16 protein-coding genes are annotated in these 16,140 nt (G+C 42.1%); 7 read left to right on the forward strand and 9 right to left on the reverse strand.

The annotated features are described in order from the left end of the window. Positions 1–45 precede the first annotated feature (45 nt). A complete protein-coding gene (locus DG474_RS08850; RefSeq protein WP_000166112.1) occupies positions 46–309 on the forward strand; it encodes a SemiSWEET family transporter in 264 nt (87 codons plus the stop codon). Positions 310–388: 79 nt separating this feature from the next. On the opposite strand, the gene DG474_RS08855 is transcribed toward DG474_RS08850, so the two are convergent. From DG474_RS08855 to DG474_RS08865, 3 genes are read right to left on the reverse strand one after another with little or no spacing between them, the layout of a single operon-like run. Then, on the reverse strand, positions 389–955 hold the full coding sequence (locus DG474_RS08855) for a DNA-3-methyladenine glycosylase I (protein ID WP_000166572.1): 567 nt from the start codon (positions 953–955) through the stop codon (positions 389–391). A gap of 9 nt (positions 956–964) precedes the next feature. After that, on the reverse strand, positions 965–1,558 hold the full coding sequence (gene ruvA / locus DG474_RS08860; RefSeq protein WP_000273410.1) for a Holliday junction branch migration protein RuvA: 594 nt from the start codon (positions 1,556–1,558) through the stop codon (positions 965–967). 12 nt (positions 1,559–1,570) lie between these two features. After that, complete coding sequence (locus tag DG474_RS08865) at positions 1,571–2,803, reverse strand: MFS transporter (protein WP_255778146.1); 1,233 nt, start codon at positions 2,801–2,803, stop codon at positions 1,571–1,573. 172 nt (positions 2,804–2,975) lie between these two features. On the opposite strand from DG474_RS08865, the gene DG474_RS08870 reads away from it, so the two are divergent. After that, positions 2,976–3,473: a helix-turn-helix domain-containing protein gene (locus DG474_RS08870; RefSeq protein ID WP_247942982.1), complete on the forward strand. Its 498-nt coding sequence runs from the start codon at positions 2,976–2,978 to the stop codon at positions 3,471–3,473. Between the two features lie 151 nt (positions 3,474–3,624). On the opposite strand, the gene mutL is transcribed toward DG474_RS08870, so the two are convergent. Continuing rightward, complete coding sequence (gene mutL / locus DG474_RS08875; protein WP_255778148.1) at positions 3,625–5,574, reverse strand: DNA mismatch repair endonuclease MutL; 1,950 nt, start codon at positions 5,572–5,574, stop codon at positions 3,625–3,627. A gap of 208 nt (positions 5,575–5,782) precedes the next feature. Between mutL and DG474_RS08880 the strand changes: the two genes are divergently transcribed. Together DG474_RS08880 and DG474_RS08885 are read left to right on the forward strand one after the other, a co-directional pair. Then, positions 5,783–6,223 (forward strand): LytTR family DNA-binding domain-containing protein, encoded by a 441-nt coding sequence (locus DG474_RS08880; protein WP_255778149.1) that lies wholly within the window; start codon positions 5,783–5,785, stop codon positions 6,221–6,223. Continuing rightward, the gene (locus DG474_RS08885; RefSeq protein WP_255778150.1) at positions 6,220–6,678 is read left to right on the forward strand and encodes a DUF3021 domain-containing protein; all 459 of its coding nucleotides are present in this window, start codon (positions 6,220–6,222) and stop codon (positions 6,676–6,678) included. The genes DG474_RS08880 and DG474_RS08885 overlap by 4 nt, the downstream gene beginning before the upstream one ends. Positions 6,679–6,719: 41 nt before the next feature. Here the strand turns inward: DG474_RS08885 and mutS are convergent, their stop codons facing one another. Then, complete coding sequence (mutS, locus tag DG474_RS08890; RefSeq protein ID WP_255778151.1) at positions 6,720–9,254, reverse strand: DNA mismatch repair protein MutS; 2,535 nt, start codon at positions 9,252–9,254, stop codon at positions 6,720–6,722. A gap of 50 nt (positions 9,255–9,304) precedes the next feature. Further along, entirely contained in the window at positions 9,305–9,751 is a 447-nt protein-coding gene (gene argR, locus DG474_RS08895; protein WP_255778152.1) for an arginine repressor, read from the reverse strand. A gap of 154 nt (positions 9,752–9,905) precedes the next feature. On the opposite strand from argR, the gene argS reads away from it, so the two are divergent. From argS to DG474_RS08910, 3 genes are all read left to right on the forward strand, one after another. Beyond that, positions 9,906–11,597 carry an arginine--tRNA ligase gene (gene argS / locus DG474_RS08900; protein ID WP_255778153.1) on the forward strand — a complete coding sequence of 564 codons (1,692 nt, stop codon included), beginning with the start codon at positions 9,906–9,908 and terminating at the stop codon, positions 11,595–11,597. A 330-nt stretch (positions 11,598–11,927) separates the two neighbouring features. Continuing rightward, positions 11,928–12,173 (forward strand): hypothetical protein, encoded by a 246-nt coding sequence (locus DG474_RS08905; RefSeq protein WP_000084865.1) that lies wholly within the window; start codon positions 11,928–11,930, stop codon positions 12,171–12,173. Positions 12,174–12,371: 198 nt separating this feature from the next. Further along, a complete protein-coding gene (locus DG474_RS08910; RefSeq protein WP_044021502.1) occupies positions 12,372–13,634 on the forward strand; it encodes an NRAMP family divalent metal transporter in 1,263 nt (420 codons plus the stop codon). Between the two features lie 80 nt (positions 13,635–13,714). On the opposite strand, the gene nrdI is transcribed toward DG474_RS08910, so the two are convergent. The 3 genes from nrdI to DG474_RS08925 form a co-directional block, all read right to left on the reverse strand. Next, on the reverse strand, positions 13,715–14,185 hold the full coding sequence (gene nrdI / locus DG474_RS08915) for a class Ib ribonucleoside-diphosphate reductase assembly flavoprotein NrdI (RefSeq protein WP_000724244.1): 471 nt from the start codon (positions 14,183–14,185) through the stop codon (positions 13,715–13,717). A 76-nt stretch (positions 14,186–14,261) separates the two neighbouring features. Then, positions 14,262–14,795, reverse strand: coding sequence for an ABC transporter permease (locus tag DG474_RS08920; protein WP_255778154.1), 534 nt, complete (start codon positions 14,793–14,795; stop codon positions 14,262–14,264). 58 nt (positions 14,796–14,853) lie between these two features. After that, complete coding sequence (locus DG474_RS08925; RefSeq protein ID WP_255778156.1) at positions 14,854–16,140, reverse strand: response regulator transcription factor; 1,287 nt, start codon at positions 16,138–16,140, stop codon at positions 14,854–14,856.

The following is a 16,140-nucleotide window of genomic DNA, read 5'->3' on the forward strand; positions in this document are numbered from 1 at the left end:
TTGCATTTTGCTTATTTCTATGATATCTTTTTAAAGGAGGTGTATATGACTAAACAAAAAATAAATCAAATTGTCGGTTCAATCGGGGCCTTTATCGGGATTATTGTATTTATCGCCTACATCCCACAAATTTTTGCCAATTTACAAGGCAACAAGGCTCAACCATTTCAGCCTTTATCCGCAGCAGTATCTTGTTTAATTTGGGTTATTTACGGATGGACAAAAGAACCTAAGAAGGATTGGATACTAATTATTCCAAACTCAGCCGGCGTTGTCTTAGGTGGACTGACATTTCTCACTGCACTATAAAAATTACTAGCATATAATCAAAAAGCTGAGAAACTCATCTCAGCTTTTTCTATATTCTCAGATAATTAGACGCCTGCACTCACTTATTTCCGCTTTTCCACTCACAATCATTTTCGTGGTCGTCAATCAGACCTGCCGCTTGTAGAAAAGCTAAAACTGCGACTGGACCTGTGAACTTGAAGCCTCGTTTTTTGAGATCTTGAGATAACTTTTCAGACAAGGCTGTTTTAGCAGGTGCTAGGTGATAGTCAGGAACATCATTCACGATCGTTTTTCCCTCAACAAAGGACCAGAGATAAGCGTCAAAAGAGCCAAAGGTTTTCTGGACTTGTAAAAATGCTTGGGCGTTGGCACGCGTCGCAAAAATCTTGGCTCGATTTCGAATGATGGCTGGATTCTCTAACATGGCTTCCAACTCCCCATCTGTCATTTCCGCGACCTCTTGAATTTGATAGCCATGAAATGCTTCTCGGAATCCTTGGCGTTTGTTTAGTACCGTTTCCCAAGATAGACCCGACTGGTAAGTTTCCAAACAAAGCAACTCAAAAAGAGCACGGTCATCATGAAGGGGTTGGCCCCACTCTTCATCATGATAGGCCACATATAATGGGTTGTTCATTTTAACCCAACCACAGCGTTTTGTCATAAAAATCTCCTATTTTACCAACATCTTAAGGGCCGACTTGATATAGTTCTCAGCTGTGTCTGTCGTTCCTTCAAAGAATTTCTTGATTTTCTTAAGCTCGGTTGCCTTGTAGCCCAGTGCCAACATGGCTTCCATAGCTTCTTCCAGTTCTTGGTTTTCAGCGCTGGTTTGCACTGCCACCTTGGCAGGAAGGTCATCACTAGCCACGACTACCTTGCCTTCCAAGTCCAGCACCATCTGTTGGGCTGTTTTCTTGCCAATTTTAGGGAACTTGGTCAAGTAGGTGATGTTCTTAGTCTCGATCGCCTGAACCAAGCCAGCATTGTCATCGGCAGCGATAATAGCAAGAGCTGACACAGGACCAATCCCTGAGACCGAAATCAAGCTGAGAAAGAGCTTCTTCTCGTCTTCTGAACGAAAGCCGTAAAGCAGATGGGCATCCTCACGGACAACTTGGTGCACATAAATCTGAGTTTCTTGATTCACCTGACCTGAATAGGCATAAGGATTGGCCACATGCAGGATATAGCCGATACCGTTAGCTTCTAGGACGATGTATTTAGCAGTGATTTTGGTAATGATTCCTTTTAGATATTCGTACATAATTTTCACTTTCTATAATTGATTTGCAATTCCTTGTAAATGCGCTGCTCTGATGATAAGAAGCAACCCAAGTACTGCACACACAATAAAAACGAGCCAAACACCTACAGCACCTGTTGCAGCGCTGATAGAAATCATCGCCCCCGCTAAAATAGACGCTAAAGGCTGCGCCATATTAAGGAAACCTGAGTAGGTTCCGAGCTTATTCTCATTCATCATTTCCGCCCGCAAAACTTGGCTTGGTGGCATGCAGATGAGTTCCCCCATAGTATAGAGAATGGCTAGCAAAAACAGAGCCCAGAAACTCCTGAAGACAATGGTGAAAAGCATACCCAAGTCAAAGATAATACTTCCCAATAAAAACTGCGGTATGATCTTCATTTCCTTGGTCAAACGATTGGCAGTCGTTATGAAGCAAACAATAATCAGGGTATTGATAAAAACCATGATACTGAGCATCTTAGCTCCTGAAATATGAATACCGAAAATACTACTCGCGATGAATGACTCTTTCAAATGAACGGGTATATAATTGTCAATTTGCAACCAGATAACACCATTAAATACAGTCCCTAACGTATAAAGTAGGAAAATTTTGTCCTGAAAAACAGAAACATAATTTTTCACAGTTGCCAAAGGACTGCTACCATGCTCAAAGACCAGATTAGCTGGCTTGCTTTCTGAAAAATATTTCCAAGCGAGGAAAAAATTCAAGAAGCTAATCACCGTCAAAACCAAAAGCAACTCAAAAAAATGGTGGTCGTAAAAGAAACCTGCAAGCCCTGCTCCTAACATAACGGATACATTGACAAACCAATAACTAATCGTATAAACGAAACGGCGATTTTGCTCGTCGGTCAAATCAATAATCATCGCATCAATAGCCGGCCAAGAGAAAGTTCCTGCGGTCTCTGCCAGCAACATTCCGACAAAAGTCAAAAAGGGAAAAATATGATTAGGCATATTTGCCAGCAGAACAAGAAAGTAGCCACTAGCAAGACCAAAGTTTCCCCAGTCAATGACTTTCTTACGTCCCCAAAGATCCGCCAAATGTCCACCATACAGCCCAGCTAAAAAACCAATGAGTTTGGTTGCGATCATCAATAACCCCGCCCAAAAGGCTCCAAAATATTGAACATAGTACATGGCCATAAAAGGAGTAATGGCACTCTCTAAAATCCGTGCTACAAAGCTCATCCATTCCCGCATTTGAATTTGCTTGGGGAGGGCAAAAAATTCTTTCATCTTTCATTCCTTTTTCATAATTTCTTCGCTTTTTCTTACCTAGTATATCATATTTTTTTGCTGAAAACTGCAAACACAAGTGCAACCTCTGGTTGACAAATAGTACAGGAGATTGTATTCTCATTATAAGTAAAAATTGTTAGGATAGAGGTAGAAAAAGGAGGATAGAATGATGAAACTCGCAGAAAAACTATTTGAACTCCGAAAGGAAAAAGGTTGGTCCCAAGAAAAGCTAGCAGAAAAAATTAATGTTTCTCGGCAAAGCATCTCAAAATGGGAGTCTGGACAAGTCCTTCCAGAAATCGAAAAAATCATTGAATTAAGCAAGATTTTCCAAGTAACAACTGACTATCTACTACTAGATGAAAATTCTGAAAAAACTTCTACAGAAATGATCTTGGAGGAAGACAAGGACAAATACTATAAAGAGGTTAAATCCTATGGTCTCTGGCAAGTGATTTATATTTTCGTCTTGGCTTTGGCTATCTATCTCTTTTTAGCTGGTTCTAGTTTCCCGGCCGAATTCACCGTCTGGATTTGGCTGACCTTCGTTCTCTTAATCGCTTCAGCGATTGCTATCAACAAAGCTCTCAAAACCAAACAGCGTTATCTTGATAAGGTGATTGGTCTTGAGAATCCTTTGAACCAAGACGACTCTACAAAACCTTGAGTCAATTGAATCATATTTCTCATTACTTTTATAGGACTGGTCTTGTCAAGCAAGTGTAAACCTCATGTCAAGTTGCCCAAGTCCAATCAAAGTTCCCACCTTAGAAAAACTAAAAAGCCTTGTTCAAAGGGAACAAAGGCTTTTTGTGTTCTTAATATTTCCCCAACTCTCGGAGGCTGGTGTGATTTTCCTGAATACGTCGGAACATCTTTTCCATATCTGACTTGGTGAAATGCACCAAAACAGGACGTCCATGAGGACAGTTATATGGGTTGTCGCATTGAGAGAGTTGGTAGAGGAGTTGTCTAGCCGAGTGGTCATCGATACGATGGTTGGCCTTGATAGACCGCTTGCAGGACATCATAATGGCCAACTCTGCTCGGTATTTCTTAATCGAAACTTCTTTAGTCAAGAGGAGCATGTCGCACATTTCATAGATACCAGATTCGATTTCCTCTTCGGTCATCCAGATGGGATGTTCACGCAGGATGAATTGATTTTCTCCATACTCTGCTAGAAAGACGCCCACTTCCTCCAAAAGATGCATTCTTTCTTTAAGACGAAGGGCATCATCCGCTGGGAATTCAAAGATGTAGGGCACTAGGAGTTGTTGCTGACTCTGGTCAACATTGCCAATGCTCTCTCGGTATTCCTCGTATTTGACCCGTTCCTGTGCCGCATGCTGATCTATGATGTAAAGCCCATCTCTACCTTGAGCAAAGAGATAGGTCCCATGCATTTGTCCGAAAAACTCCAACTCTGGAAAGCTGGATGATTCTTCTCTCTCCAGCTTGTCATAAGCCTTATCAAGACTGGCTAAGTCTAACTCTGGATGGTCTAATTGGTCATAGCTAGCTGGTTTTCTTTCTGCAAAATGCAGTTTTGCAGGCTTGGTCAACTGGTCCAAGGTTTCCTTGGCAAACAGGGTCAAATCCTGTCTTTCCTCAGTTAATTCAACCTGATGATCAGCCACCTCAGCTTGACTGGGTTTTGAGAGTTCTGTTTTTTCATAGTAAAGCGTATTTTCTTTGAGTGGGAGAATAGTTTGCTCTACCTTTTGACGATTGCGCACGGTCGACTTGGCAAGATTTTCTAAAGCATCAGGAATCAAGGCTTGTTCCTTGAGACTATTTGAAATAGCTTCTGAAACCAGCGCCATCAGTTCTCTTTCCTTAGAAATCCGCACTTCTTGCTTGGTTGGATGCACATTGACATCAGCCAGATAAGGATCAATATGGATGTGAATGACAGCCAGTGGGAAACGCCCCACCATGAGCTTGCTGCCGTAACCATCTAAAATAGCACGGTTGAGCAGGAAGTTTTTGATATAACGGCCATTGATAAAGAGACTGATATAGTTGCGGTTTGCACGAGTCAACTCAGGTAAGGACACAAAACCTGAAATTTCGAAATCTAAGTCAGAGTTTTCAATAGCAATCATCTTTTTAGCGCTTGCTAAACCGTAAATCCCTGCGATGGCTTGGCGTAGTTGACCAGTCCCTGCTGTCCGCGTCATTTCCTTGCCATCACTGATTAAACTAAAAGAAATCTCAGGATGAGCCAATCCCAGACGGTTGACAATATCAATGATATGAGACAGCTCCGCTTGCTGGCTCTTCATATACTTGAGACGGGCAGGTGTGTTGAAAAAGAGGTCCTCCACACAAACTTTGGTCCCCACAGGACTAGTCGCTGGGATGACTTCCTCAACTTCTCCCCCACGCGCAACGAGCTTGGTCCCATGACTCGCACCATCCACCGCCGTCAACAAAGTCAAAACACTGACAGACGCGATAGAGGGCAGGGCTTCACCACGAAAACCAAGCGTCCGAATCCGAAAGAGATCTGCTTGATTTTTTATCTTACTGGTCGCATGGCGACGCAAGGCCAACTCCACCTCATCGTGGGCAATTCCATGACCATTATCTGTGATTTGAATTTTCTTGAGACCGGATTCCTCGATCTCAATGATAATCTGATTAGAGCCCGCGTCAATGGCATTTTCTACCAACTCTTTAACCACACTGGCAGGACGTTCAATGACCTCTCCTGCCGCGATCTGGTTTGCCAACACTTCTGGCAATTCAATAATATGAGACATCCTTCAGCCCCTTTCTGTATCTATTTTCCTAGAAATTGATTAGTGCTATTATACCATATTTCAGATGTTACCAGAAAAAGCAAATACCACATAGACTCCAAATCTCTCCACATAGGCAAAAGCTCTTGCCATGGGTCGTAAAATAGTGTTTAATAAAGGTGTACAGGAAGTGATCACAACCTTGTATGAAATATAAGGAGGGAAATTTATGAAAGTAGAACTACAGATTAAGGAGACTTACGAGGAGGAAAAGCTGATTGTCCAAACTCCTCAGCCGACCGAAAAAGTCCAGAAAGTCATCGAGTTCGCAGAAAATCTTGACCAAAAAGAAACAATCAAAGGAAAGATTGATAATCAGGTCTATCTAGTTAAGATTGGTAAGATACAACGCTTCTATATCGAGAATCGTAAGGTTTTAGCAGAAACTGCATCTCAGACCTACACCATTGATTTGCGTCTCTATCAAGTTCTTGACATTCTGCCGACCACTTTTATCCAAATTTCCCAATCAGAAATCGTTAATATTGACGCTATCTCTCATCTCAAACTCACGCCCAACGGTCTGGTTGAAATTTTCTTAAAAAACGAAAGCTTCACCTACTCTTCACGCCGTTACCTAAAAACCATCAAGGAGAAATTAGAACTATGAAAAAACAAATCTTTCATGATGCAGCCGCTGGTGTACTTATCGGCCTCATCCTCTCTATCCTCTTTTCACTCATGTACGCCCCAAATACCTATGCCCCACTGAGTCCCGAGTCTCTCATCGGCCAAGTGATGGCTCAACATCAGGTTCACGGTGCTCTAGTCTTGCTCTACTGTATGGTCATCTGGTCAGCTATCGGCGTTCTCTTTAGCTTTGGTGGTCGTTTATTCAGCCGTGACTGGAGCTTACTCCGTGCAACACTTTCCCATTTCTTCCTCATGCTGGCTGGCTTTGTCCCACTAGCAACTCTGGCTGGTTGGTTCCCCTTCCACTGGACCTTCTATTTCCAGCTCATTCCAGAGTTTGCGATCGTCTATCTCATCATCTGGGTTATTCTCTATAAAAGAGAAGCTAAAAAAGTAGACCACATCAATCAACTCTTGGCCCATAAAAAGTAATAGAGAAAAATCCCACTCACAAAAATGTGAGTGGGCTCTTTTTATAACTTTTGTTTGAGCTCGACCAAGACGTTCATAGCCTGTATAGGTGTCATATTGTACACATCCAGTTTAGCTAATTCTGCTAGGATAGGATGCTCTGCAGGCGCGTCAAAGAGTGACATCTGTTCAGTAACAGCACTTGTTTCTCTCATCGGAGTTGGGCTTTCTTGTCCCTGACTCTCCAGTTGCGTTAAAATCTTATCCGCCCTTGCTAAAAGTTCCGCTGGTAAGCCAGCAATCTTAGCAACATGGATACCATAGGATTTGTCAGCTGATCCTGGTTCGATCTTGTGAAGGAAGGTGACCTGTCCATCCTGTTCTAAGGTTGCCACGTGGACATTGACCAAGTGTTCCAAGCTAGACTCCAGACTGGTCAACTCATGGTAGTGGGTCGCAAAGAGGGTTTTGGCTCCGATATGTTCATGAATATATTCGATGATGGACTGGGCAAGAGCCATCCCGTCATAAGTTGCAGTTCCCCGTCCCAATTCATCAAAGAGAATCAAGGAATCCTTGGTCGCATGCGAAATGGCATTGTTGGCCTCCATCATCTCCACCATGAAGGTTGATTGACCTGAAACCAAGTCATCTGCTGCTCCGATACGAGTAAAGATAGCATCGAAGATAGGCAAATGGGCGCTTTCTGCTGGCACATAAGAACCCAGCTGGGCCATAACCGCCGTCATGGCTAACTGGCGCATGTAGGTTGACTTCCCACTCATGTTTGGCCCTGTAATCAGCTGAATACTGGTATCTTCTGCCATCTGAATCGTATTAGGAATATAGGTCTGAGCTCCCATGACCTTTTCGACGACAGCATGGCGCCCTTTTTGGATATTGATTTGTGAATCCTCTCCAAACTCAGGTCGGATCAAATGCTGGGTTTCAGCCACAACTGCGAGACTTTGCAAGACATCAACCGTTGCAATTCCTTGGGCTAGCGCCTGCAAACGCTGGATGTACTTGCTGACTTCCTCACGGATGCGCATAAAGATTTCATACTCTAGGTTGGCTGACTTCTCACGCGCCTCCAACATATCTCCCTCGATACGAGCTAATTCCTCGGTACCAAAGCGTTCTGAGTTTTTCAGCGTTGCCTTGCGGAAAAAGTGGGCTGGCACATTTCCCAGTTGCGAATTAGTCACATGGAAATAGTAGCCGTCCTTTTTATTGTAGTCAATCTTGAGCATGCTGATGCCAGAGTTTTCCCGCTCCTTAGCCTCAATCTCAGCAATCCAGCTAGTCCCTTCTCTAAGCACACGACGGTACTTGTCTAAGGTCTCATCAAATCCCGTACGGATAATGCCACCTTCCGTAATCACATGAGGAGCTTCAGGAGCAATGGCAGCGCTAATCAAGCTCTCCAACTCAGGGATGGCATCTAACTGTTCGATAAGATAGGCCAGGGCAGGTTGCTCCATGCCTTCTAAAATCACACGAATCCGTGGTACACTAGATAAAGTGGTCGCCAATTGCAAGAGATCCTTTGGATTGGTCTTGCCAAAGGAAACCCGACTAGCCAAACGTTCGATATCATAAACACCCTTGAGACTGTCTGTCAAATCACTGCGCTCAAAGAAGTGGTCAAGAAAGACCTGCACCACCTCTTGACGTTGGACGATTCGCTCCTTATCAATCAAAGGACGATGAATCCAAGAACGCAAGAGACGCATCCCCATAGCCGTTTTGGTTTCATCCAAAAGCCAGAAAAGACTCCCCTGCTTCTTACCTGAACGGGCATTCTCAACCAAATCCAGACTAGCCTTGGTCGCATAATCCATCTGCAAGAAATCTTTGATTTCATAGCGGATAACTGGTTTGAGGTGGTTCAATTCCCGCATCTGGGTCCGATGAACATACTGGAGGAGCTTACTAGCTGCTGCTTGCTCCACAGCTGCCAAACGTGAATCCAGTAAATGAAGGTCCTCAAAGCCTTCCTTCTCATAGGAAAGCACCAAATTCATCTGACGGCTGAGGATTTGTTCTTCTTCCTCAGACAAGTCATAACCCAGCACTACTTCTCGCGCCTTGAGGTTGCGAATTTCCCCACAAACCAACGTGAAATCTAATAGACCTGTCACATAGAAATCACCCGTCACCAAATCCATATAAGCTAGACCAAACTGATTGCCATCACGATCTAAGGCAACCAAGAAATTATTCTGACTATCCGGCTTACTGCTATCGACGACCGTTCCAGGTGTGATGACCTGGACCACCTCTCGCTTGACAACACCAACCGCTTGTTTGGGATCTTCCATCTGCTCGGCTATGGCTACCTTATAGCCCTGCTCAATCAGAACATCGATATACTGCTGGGCAGAATGATAGGGGACACCCGCCATGGGTATCGGATTTTCTGCATTTTTATTCCGACTCGTTAAGGAAATTTCTAAAATCTGTGCTGCATTAATTGCATCTTCATAGAACAACTCGTAAAAATCACCCATTCGAAAAAGCAAAAAAGCATCTGGGTATTGTTTCTTAATATCCACATACTGTTGCATGCCGGGTGATAGCTTTTCTGTTGCCATTTTCCGTCTCTCCTTGCTAAAAATAAGTCTTGAGAGCACCTCCCAAGACCTTATTTATCTTTCATCAAATCTAGCAAACGATCTTCCATCAGCTTGGTAACGTGCTGGTCTCGACAAATAACCAATAAGGTATTAGCACCAGCAACCGTTCCTAAAATCCATTCATCCTTGTTTGCATCTACAATGTTTGCTAAGACTGCAGCTTCCCCAAGTTTGGTATGCAGTACCAAGGTGAACTCAGCTCTTGCAACTCCTTCTAAATGATGAGACAAAAACTCAACTAAATCAATCTTATCTGTCTCATTTGCTAGTACATAATACACCATATCATTTTTCTTAACCTTGGTCAAGCCGATTTCACGCAAATCACGCGACAAAGTCGTTTGTGTCACATAAACATTACGAGCTTCTAAACGATCTTGAATCTCTTTTTGTGTCCCAAGTTTTTCTTCGGTGATCATCTTTTTAATCAATTGATGCCGTTCTCTTTTTCTCATATTATCCTCTTAAGTGAATATTTATAACAAGTTTTACATTTATTTTATAACTACATTATACCAAAAAAAATAGATAATTCAAAAAAATTCTTTTCTTTCTCAAAAAATGTAGTAAATTGTGTTAAAATAGTAAAAAAGCCCAAAAGGAGCCCTTATGAATACAAAAGAATTGATTGCTAGCGAGTTGGCTAGCGTCATTAATAGCCTGGATCAAGAGGCTATTTTAAATTTACTGGAAACACCTAAAAACTCAGAAATGGGAGACATCGCCTTCCCTGCCTTTTCTCTAGCAAAGGTCGAGCGTAAAGCTCCGCAAATGATTGCAGCAGATATTGCTGAAAAAATAAATAGTCAAGCCTTTGAAAAGGTTGTTGCTACTGGACCTTACGTCAACTTTTTCCTTGATAAATCTGCTATTTCGGCTCAGGTATTACAGGATGTTATTACTGAGAAAGAGCACTATGCCGACCAAACCATTGGCAAGCAAGAAAATATCGTTATCGATATGTCTAGTCCCAATATCGCTAAACCATTCTCTATTGGGCACTTGCGTTCAACGGTTATCGGGGATAGCTTGTCACATATTTTCCAAAAGATTGGCTATCAAACGGTCAAGGTCAACCACCTAGGAGACTGGGGTAAACAGTTTGGAATGTTAATCGTTGCCTACAAGAAATGGGGAAATGAGGAAGCCGTTAAAGCACATCCAATCGATGAACTTCTTAAACTCTACGTTCGCATCAATGCTGAAGCTGAAAAAGACCCTAGCTTGGATGAAGAAGCACGCGAATGGTTCCGCAAACTGGAAAATGGAGATGAGGAAGCTCTCGCTCTCTGGCAATGGTTCCGTGATGAAAGTTTAGTGGAATTCAACCGTCTTTACAATGAATTGCAAGTTGAATTTGACAGCTACAACGGGGAAGCTTTTTACAATGATAAGATGGATGCTGTTGTAGACATTCTCGCTGAAAAAGGACTTCTTGTTGAGTCAGAAGGAGCCCAAGTTGTCAATCTTGAGAAATATGGAATTGAACATCCAGCCCTTATCAAAAAATCTGATGGTGCAACTCTCTATATCACACGTGACTTGGCTGCAGCCCTTTACCGTAAAAACGAATACCAATTTGCAAAATCCATCTATGTTGTTGGTCAAGAGCAATCTGCCCACTTCAAACAACTCAAGGCAGTACTACAAGAGATGGGCTACGATTGGAGCCAAGACATTGTCCATGTTCCGTTTGGATTGGTAACAAAAGAAGGGAAAAAACTCTCTACTCGTAAAGGAAATGTCATCTTGCTAGAACCTACTATTGCAGAAGCTGTTAGTCGTGCCAAGGCCCAAATCGAAGCGAAAAATCCTGAGTTAGAAAATAAAGACCAGGTTGCCCACGCTGTTGGAGTTGGGGCCATCAAGTTCTATGATCTTAAGACCGACCGTACAAATGGATATGACTTCGACCTTGAAGCTATGGTATCCTTTGAAGGAGAAACTGGACCTTACGTTCAATATGCCTACGCTCGTATCCAATCTATCTTGCGCAAAGCCGATTTCAAACCAGATACAGCTGGCAACTACAGCTTGAACGATGCTGAAAGCTGGGAAATCATTAAACTACTCCAAGACTTTCCACGTATTATCAATCGTGCAGCAGATAACTTTGAACCTTCTATCATTGCGAAATTTGCGATTAGTCTGGCTCAAGCCTTTAACAAATATTATGCACATACACGTATCCTAGATGAAAGTCCTGAGCGCGACAGTCGTCTAGCCCTCAGCTACGCAACCGCAGTCGTCCTCAAAGAAGCTCTTCGTTTGCTCGGAGTAGAAGCGCCGGAGAAGATGTGATTCAGTACTAACAATTGGAACTAAAGTTCCTAATTGTTAGACGCTAGCCGCTTATATGCGGGCTAGCTAACTGCTTCACTAGTCATGACCCCTAAATATAATCGATTTAGAGGTCATGACGTCGTAACTATGGTGATTTGGCTAGGCGCTTCACTAACTTATCAAACCAAATAACAGCGATTTAGTTGGGTTTAGGTTCTAATCTTTTAAATTACTTGAAAGCAATCTGAAAGATTGAGGCAAAATAACATTTATATTTTGTTCGGCCTTGCAGCTGTTCAATGAAATAATTTATTCACTTTTACTATTTATCACACTGGGAGATTTCTTATGAGCCAATATGCTTATATCCTCGTTGTACTTAGCTTGGTTTTCCTTTTTCTGCTCAATAAGTACGAGAAGGAAAGACTTCAAAGACTCTACCAAGAGCAACTCTTGAAGGATGAGACATTTAGGTCTGACATCAAAGAGAAAATTCACACGACTGAAAATATCAATGATGTCATTGCACATATCAATAAAACTTACCATCTGGGAATGTTGCTCTCAAAAGACGTCACAGATCAATTGAAATAATCAAAATCCGAGAAGCTTTCTTCTCGGATTTTTTAGTCTTAACCATATTCTCCTTGGAGAAATTTCATTAACGCATGTAAAGTTTTCTGTAATTTTCTGTATTTTTTCAAAATATTCTTGCATTTCCTTTAAGTTTTTTGTAGAATAGTAGCTATCTATTCAGATTATTCTGAAAATTCAAAAATAGGAGTGTTTATTATGTCACAAGTTACGTTATCAAACCAGTCAACCTGGGCAAGCAAACTAAAGGCAATGGGGCCAGGAATTCTAATGGCTTCTGCAGCCGTTGGAGGTTCTCATATCGTATCCTCTACTCAAGCTGGTGGTTCTTATGGGTGGTCACTACTCCTCTTGGTTATCTTGGCCAATGTTTTTAAATATCCATTTTTCCGTTTTGGAGCCGAATATACTGCCGACACTGGTAAAACCTTGGTGGAAGGTTATGCCGAAAAAGGAAAACTCTATCTCTGGATTTTCTTTGTCCTCAACGTCTTCTCTGCCATGGTTAATACAGCTGGAGTCGCTATCCTTTGCTCAGCTATCATCGCTAGCGCTTTCCCAATGATTGGTCTTAGCATCACTCAATGGTCCCTTATCCTTGTTGCAGTCATTTGGGCCATGCTACTCTTTGGTGGCTACAAACTATTGGATGGTATGGCAAAATGGATCATGTCTGCTTTGACCATTGCAACAGTTCTTGCAGTTATTATTGCAGCAATTAAACATCCAGAATACAGCTCTGATTTTGTCGAAAAGACACCTTGGCAAATGGCGGCCCTCCCTTTCATCGTTTCCCTCTTAGGATGGATGCCTGCTCCTATTGAGATTTCTGCCATCAATTCACTCTGGTCTGCTGAAAAGAAAAAGACTGTCAACTTTAATACAGAGGACGCCCTTTTCGACTTTAACGTTGGTTACATTGGAACTGCTATCCTAGCTGTATTCTTCGTGGCACTAGGAGCACTGATTCAGTATCCTACAGGACAGGCAGTTGAAGCCGCTTCAGCCAAGTACATTTCTCAATTTGTGGGTATGTATGCCTCTGTTCTTGGAGAATGGTCCCGTTATTTGATCACCTTTATCGCCTTTCTTTGTATTTTTGGAACAGTTATCACCGTTATCGATGGCTACTCTCGTGTCAATCAGGAATCGCTGCGACTCTTGATTCGGCAAAAAGAGGATTCTCGCAAATCTTTGAACATCTGGATGACCATTACCGCTATCATCGGTATCGTCATCATCAAGTTCTTTGCTGGTCAAGTTTCCACCATGCTTCGCTTTGCCATGATTGGTTCTTTCCTGACAACACCATTCTTCGCTCTTTTGAACTATGTATTGGTGACACGTGAGAATAAAAATCTTCCTTCCTGGCTAAAACTCCTTGCTATCGCAGGATTGATTTTCCTCTTTGGCTTTGCTATCTTCTTCATCTATGCACTTGCCATCGGAAAAGCAGGATAGTTTATAAAATGGCACCCTTACAGGGTGCTTTTTACATACACAAAAGCAGTTGAAAATCTCAACTGCCCCTCAGTACTACTTTATTTTTCTGTTTCTAACTCATACAAATCCGCGATAATCGCTGCGACCTTTTTAATATCTCCCAGCATACCACGCATTTCAAAGTCTGCTAGGACCGGGAAGCCAAAGCGCTGGCTATACTGCTTGGCTGTTAGGCAGTATTGATTGTTAAAATTGCGATTACCAGATCCCACTACCCCAAAACACTTACTAGCATTGTCTCCATAAGCAATAAAGTCGCCCACTGGAGTCGTTAGAATTTCAACATCGCCGTTATCAACGCCATTTCCACCTTCCAGATAGGTCGGTAAGAAAGCGACATAGGGATGCTCCATTTCAAAGAATTCTTGGCCTTCCTTGACCAAATCCTTGATATGGATTTTTTGGACCTCAATTCCCTCATACTGAGATAGGAGATAGTCCTTGAGTCGGGTTACAAAACTCTCTGTATTCCCACTCAAACTGATATACACTAAGGATATTTTTTTCATGTTGACCTCGATTTTTTGTTTACGATTTAAAAAGAACTACCAAGATTGTAACTTGATAGTTCTTTTTTGTCAATACTTAGGCAGCTTCTTCTGCTTCAACTTCCTCAGCCAAGTCCTTTTGTTGGCGCCACATCTTGTAAAAGACTAAGGCTAAAAAGAGAACATTGATGATGATGAACAAAATATTCGTCCCTTTTGCTAATGCTCCCATTCCTAAGCCGAGAGTAGTATCTTTGATTAATTGAACCGCATCTTGAACGTTCATATAGCTATAAACCAAACCAACAATCGCTAGTAGAACATAACCAATATAAGTATAGTTTGCGAATTGCTCATTTTTACGTAGGAGAAATACAAAGGCTACCACAACTAGAATAGCAGATAAAACAATCAAAACTAGATTAAAAATTGAGTGCGATGATGCTGTTACTTGGTAAGTATAGTTGACTGCGTCTTCTAATTGCTGGGCAGTAAACCTCCCGCTACTTGCTAGGCTTGTACGAAGCACCTCTTTACTTGGCAATGGACTCAAGATTCCAAACAATGACATAGATGAAATGAGGGCTGATGGGACTAACAAGACCCAAAGATAAATAGGATTCTTTTTCATGTTTTCCTCCTTAAGATATTTTGAACATTATAGCATTTTTTGTACAGGAATACAACTTTTACAAGCTGGTTTCAACTTGTTTCCGATAAGCTTTCGGTGATTTTCCGCACAATTTACGGAAAACCTTATAGAAATATCCAACATTACTATAGCCAACTGCATAGCAAATATCTTCGATGCTATCACTGGTCGACAGTAAGAGTTGCTGCGCTGCCTTAATTCGCTGTTTATTGAGCAATTCCGCAAAGGTTGAGTTGGTTTCCCTCTTGATCAGCTGACCGAGATAGACAGGATTGATAAAGAGATCCTTGCTAATATCCTTAAGTGAGAGCTCTTTCTGATAATCACGCCCAATCACTTCCAGAACACTCACCACATTTTCATTCATGCGATACTGGCCAAAGAACTTGGTCAAGGTTTCTTTGATATAGGCAACCAATTCTTCAAAGGTGTTAATGGCATGGATAGCTTTGACAATCTCGGTCATATCATCTGCTTTTAGGTGTTCAAACAAATGAAAGACATCCATGACAAACTGGGTAAAGAGCTGCTTCGTGATAGCCACGCGCGGGGTATTCTCCAAGACGACCTTCTCTAGCAAGGTTAATTCTTCGATGATTTGATTGATATTCCCTTGGATAATCACCCGATAAATCGGCTCATAATAAGCAAACAAACTCTCGGATTTTTCTAGATTGACTGAACCGTAGAAGAGGGCTTTTTCAGCGTTGATCTTCCAATTCTCAAAGGACTGCTGGAAGGGTGCTTCAAATGGTGTCACAACGATGCCATCTAGTGGCTGATCAGAGATGAAAATCTGCCAGTCTTGCCCCAAAACATAGTAAGGAATGGTAAAAGAACCTTGCTTTTCCTTGGATAGACCAATCCACCAGCTGTCTTTACCTGACAGGTAGTTCGTAAATCCTGTCTCATCCAATTCTTGACTGAGGGTCTGACTTTGTTCCACCTTTTCCTGAAGCTGCTGCGCAATTTTTTCTAATAAATTGCCCAACTCCACCTTGTCTACTGGCTTGACCAGATAATCCACGACACTAAGGTTCATGGCTTTTTTAACGTACTCAAACTCCTGATAACCAGACAGCAAGATATAATAGGTATCTGGAAGTAGCTCTTTCATTTCCCTAATCATCTCAAGTCCGGTCTTATCTGGCATGTTGACATCGGAAATGACCACATCTACTGGATTTTTCTTAACATAGTCCAAAGCATCATCTGCGTGATTAGCTGTTGCGACGACTTGCATATCCCATTTTTCAAAGGGGATTAATCGCTTGAGCCCCTCTGTCACCATGTACTCATCGTCTACTAATAAAACTTTATACAT

Source organism: Streptococcus oralis, assembly GCF_024399415.1.
In the GTDB taxonomy this organism is placed as follows: Bacteria; Bacillota; Bacilli; order Lactobacillales; family Streptococcaceae; genus Streptococcus; species Streptococcus oralis_CS.

What these genes read in the sequence shown, in the direction of transcription:
- DG474_RS08850 (WP_000166112.1), top strand. Translation starts at nt 46, where the DNA reads ATGACTAAACAAAAAATAAATCAAATTGTCGGTTCAATCGGGGCCTTT.
- DG474_RS08855 (WP_000166572.1), bottom strand. Translation starts at nt 955, where the DNA reads ATGACAAAACGCTGTGGTTGGGTTAAAATGAACAACCCATTATATGTG.
- ruvA (WP_000273410.1), bottom strand. Translation starts at nt 1,558, where the DNA reads ATGTACGAATATCTAAAAGGAATCATTACCAAAATCACTGCTAAATAC.
- DG474_RS08865 (WP_255778146.1), bottom strand. Translation starts at nt 2,803, where the DNA reads ATGAAAGAATTTTTTGCCCTCCCCAAGCAAATTCAAATGCGGGAATGG.
- DG474_RS08870 (WP_247942982.1), top strand. Translation starts at nt 2,976, where the DNA reads ATGAAACTCGCAGAAAAACTATTTGAACTCCGAAAGGAAAAAGGTTGG.
- mutL (WP_255778148.1), bottom strand. Translation starts at nt 5,574, where the DNA reads ATGTCTCATATTATTGAATTGCCAGAAGTGTTGGCAAACCAGATCGCG.
- DG474_RS08880 (WP_255778149.1), top strand. Translation starts at nt 5,783, where the DNA reads ATGAAAGTAGAACTACAGATTAAGGAGACTTACGAGGAGGAAAAGCTG.
- DG474_RS08885 (WP_255778150.1), top strand. Translation starts at nt 6,220, where the DNA reads ATGAAAAAACAAATCTTTCATGATGCAGCCGCTGGTGTACTTATCGGC.
- mutS (WP_255778151.1), bottom strand. Translation starts at nt 9,254, where the DNA reads ATGGCAACAGAAAAGCTATCACCCGGCATGCAACAGTATGTGGATATT.
- argR (WP_255778152.1), bottom strand. Translation starts at nt 9,751, where the DNA reads ATGAGAAAAAGAGAACGGCATCAATTGATTAAAAAGATGATCACCGAA.
- argS (WP_255778153.1), top strand. Translation starts at nt 9,906, where the DNA reads ATGAATACAAAAGAATTGATTGCTAGCGAGTTGGCTAGCGTCATTAAT.
- DG474_RS08905 (WP_000084865.1), top strand. Translation starts at nt 11,928, where the DNA reads ATGAGCCAATATGCTTATATCCTCGTTGTACTTAGCTTGGTTTTCCTT.
- DG474_RS08910 (WP_044021502.1), top strand. Translation starts at nt 12,372, where the DNA reads ATGTCACAAGTTACGTTATCAAACCAGTCAACCTGGGCAAGCAAACTA.
- nrdI (WP_000724244.1), bottom strand. Translation starts at nt 14,185, where the DNA reads ATGAAAAAAATATCCTTAGTGTATATCAGTTTGAGTGGGAATACAGAG.
- DG474_RS08920 (WP_255778154.1), bottom strand. Translation starts at nt 14,795, where the DNA reads ATGAAAAAGAATCCTATTTATCTTTGGGTCTTGTTAGTCCCATCAGCC.
- DG474_RS08925 (WP_255778156.1), bottom strand. Translation starts at nt 16,140, where the DNA reads ATGTATAAAGTTTTATTAGTAGACGATGAGTACATGGTGACAGAGGGG.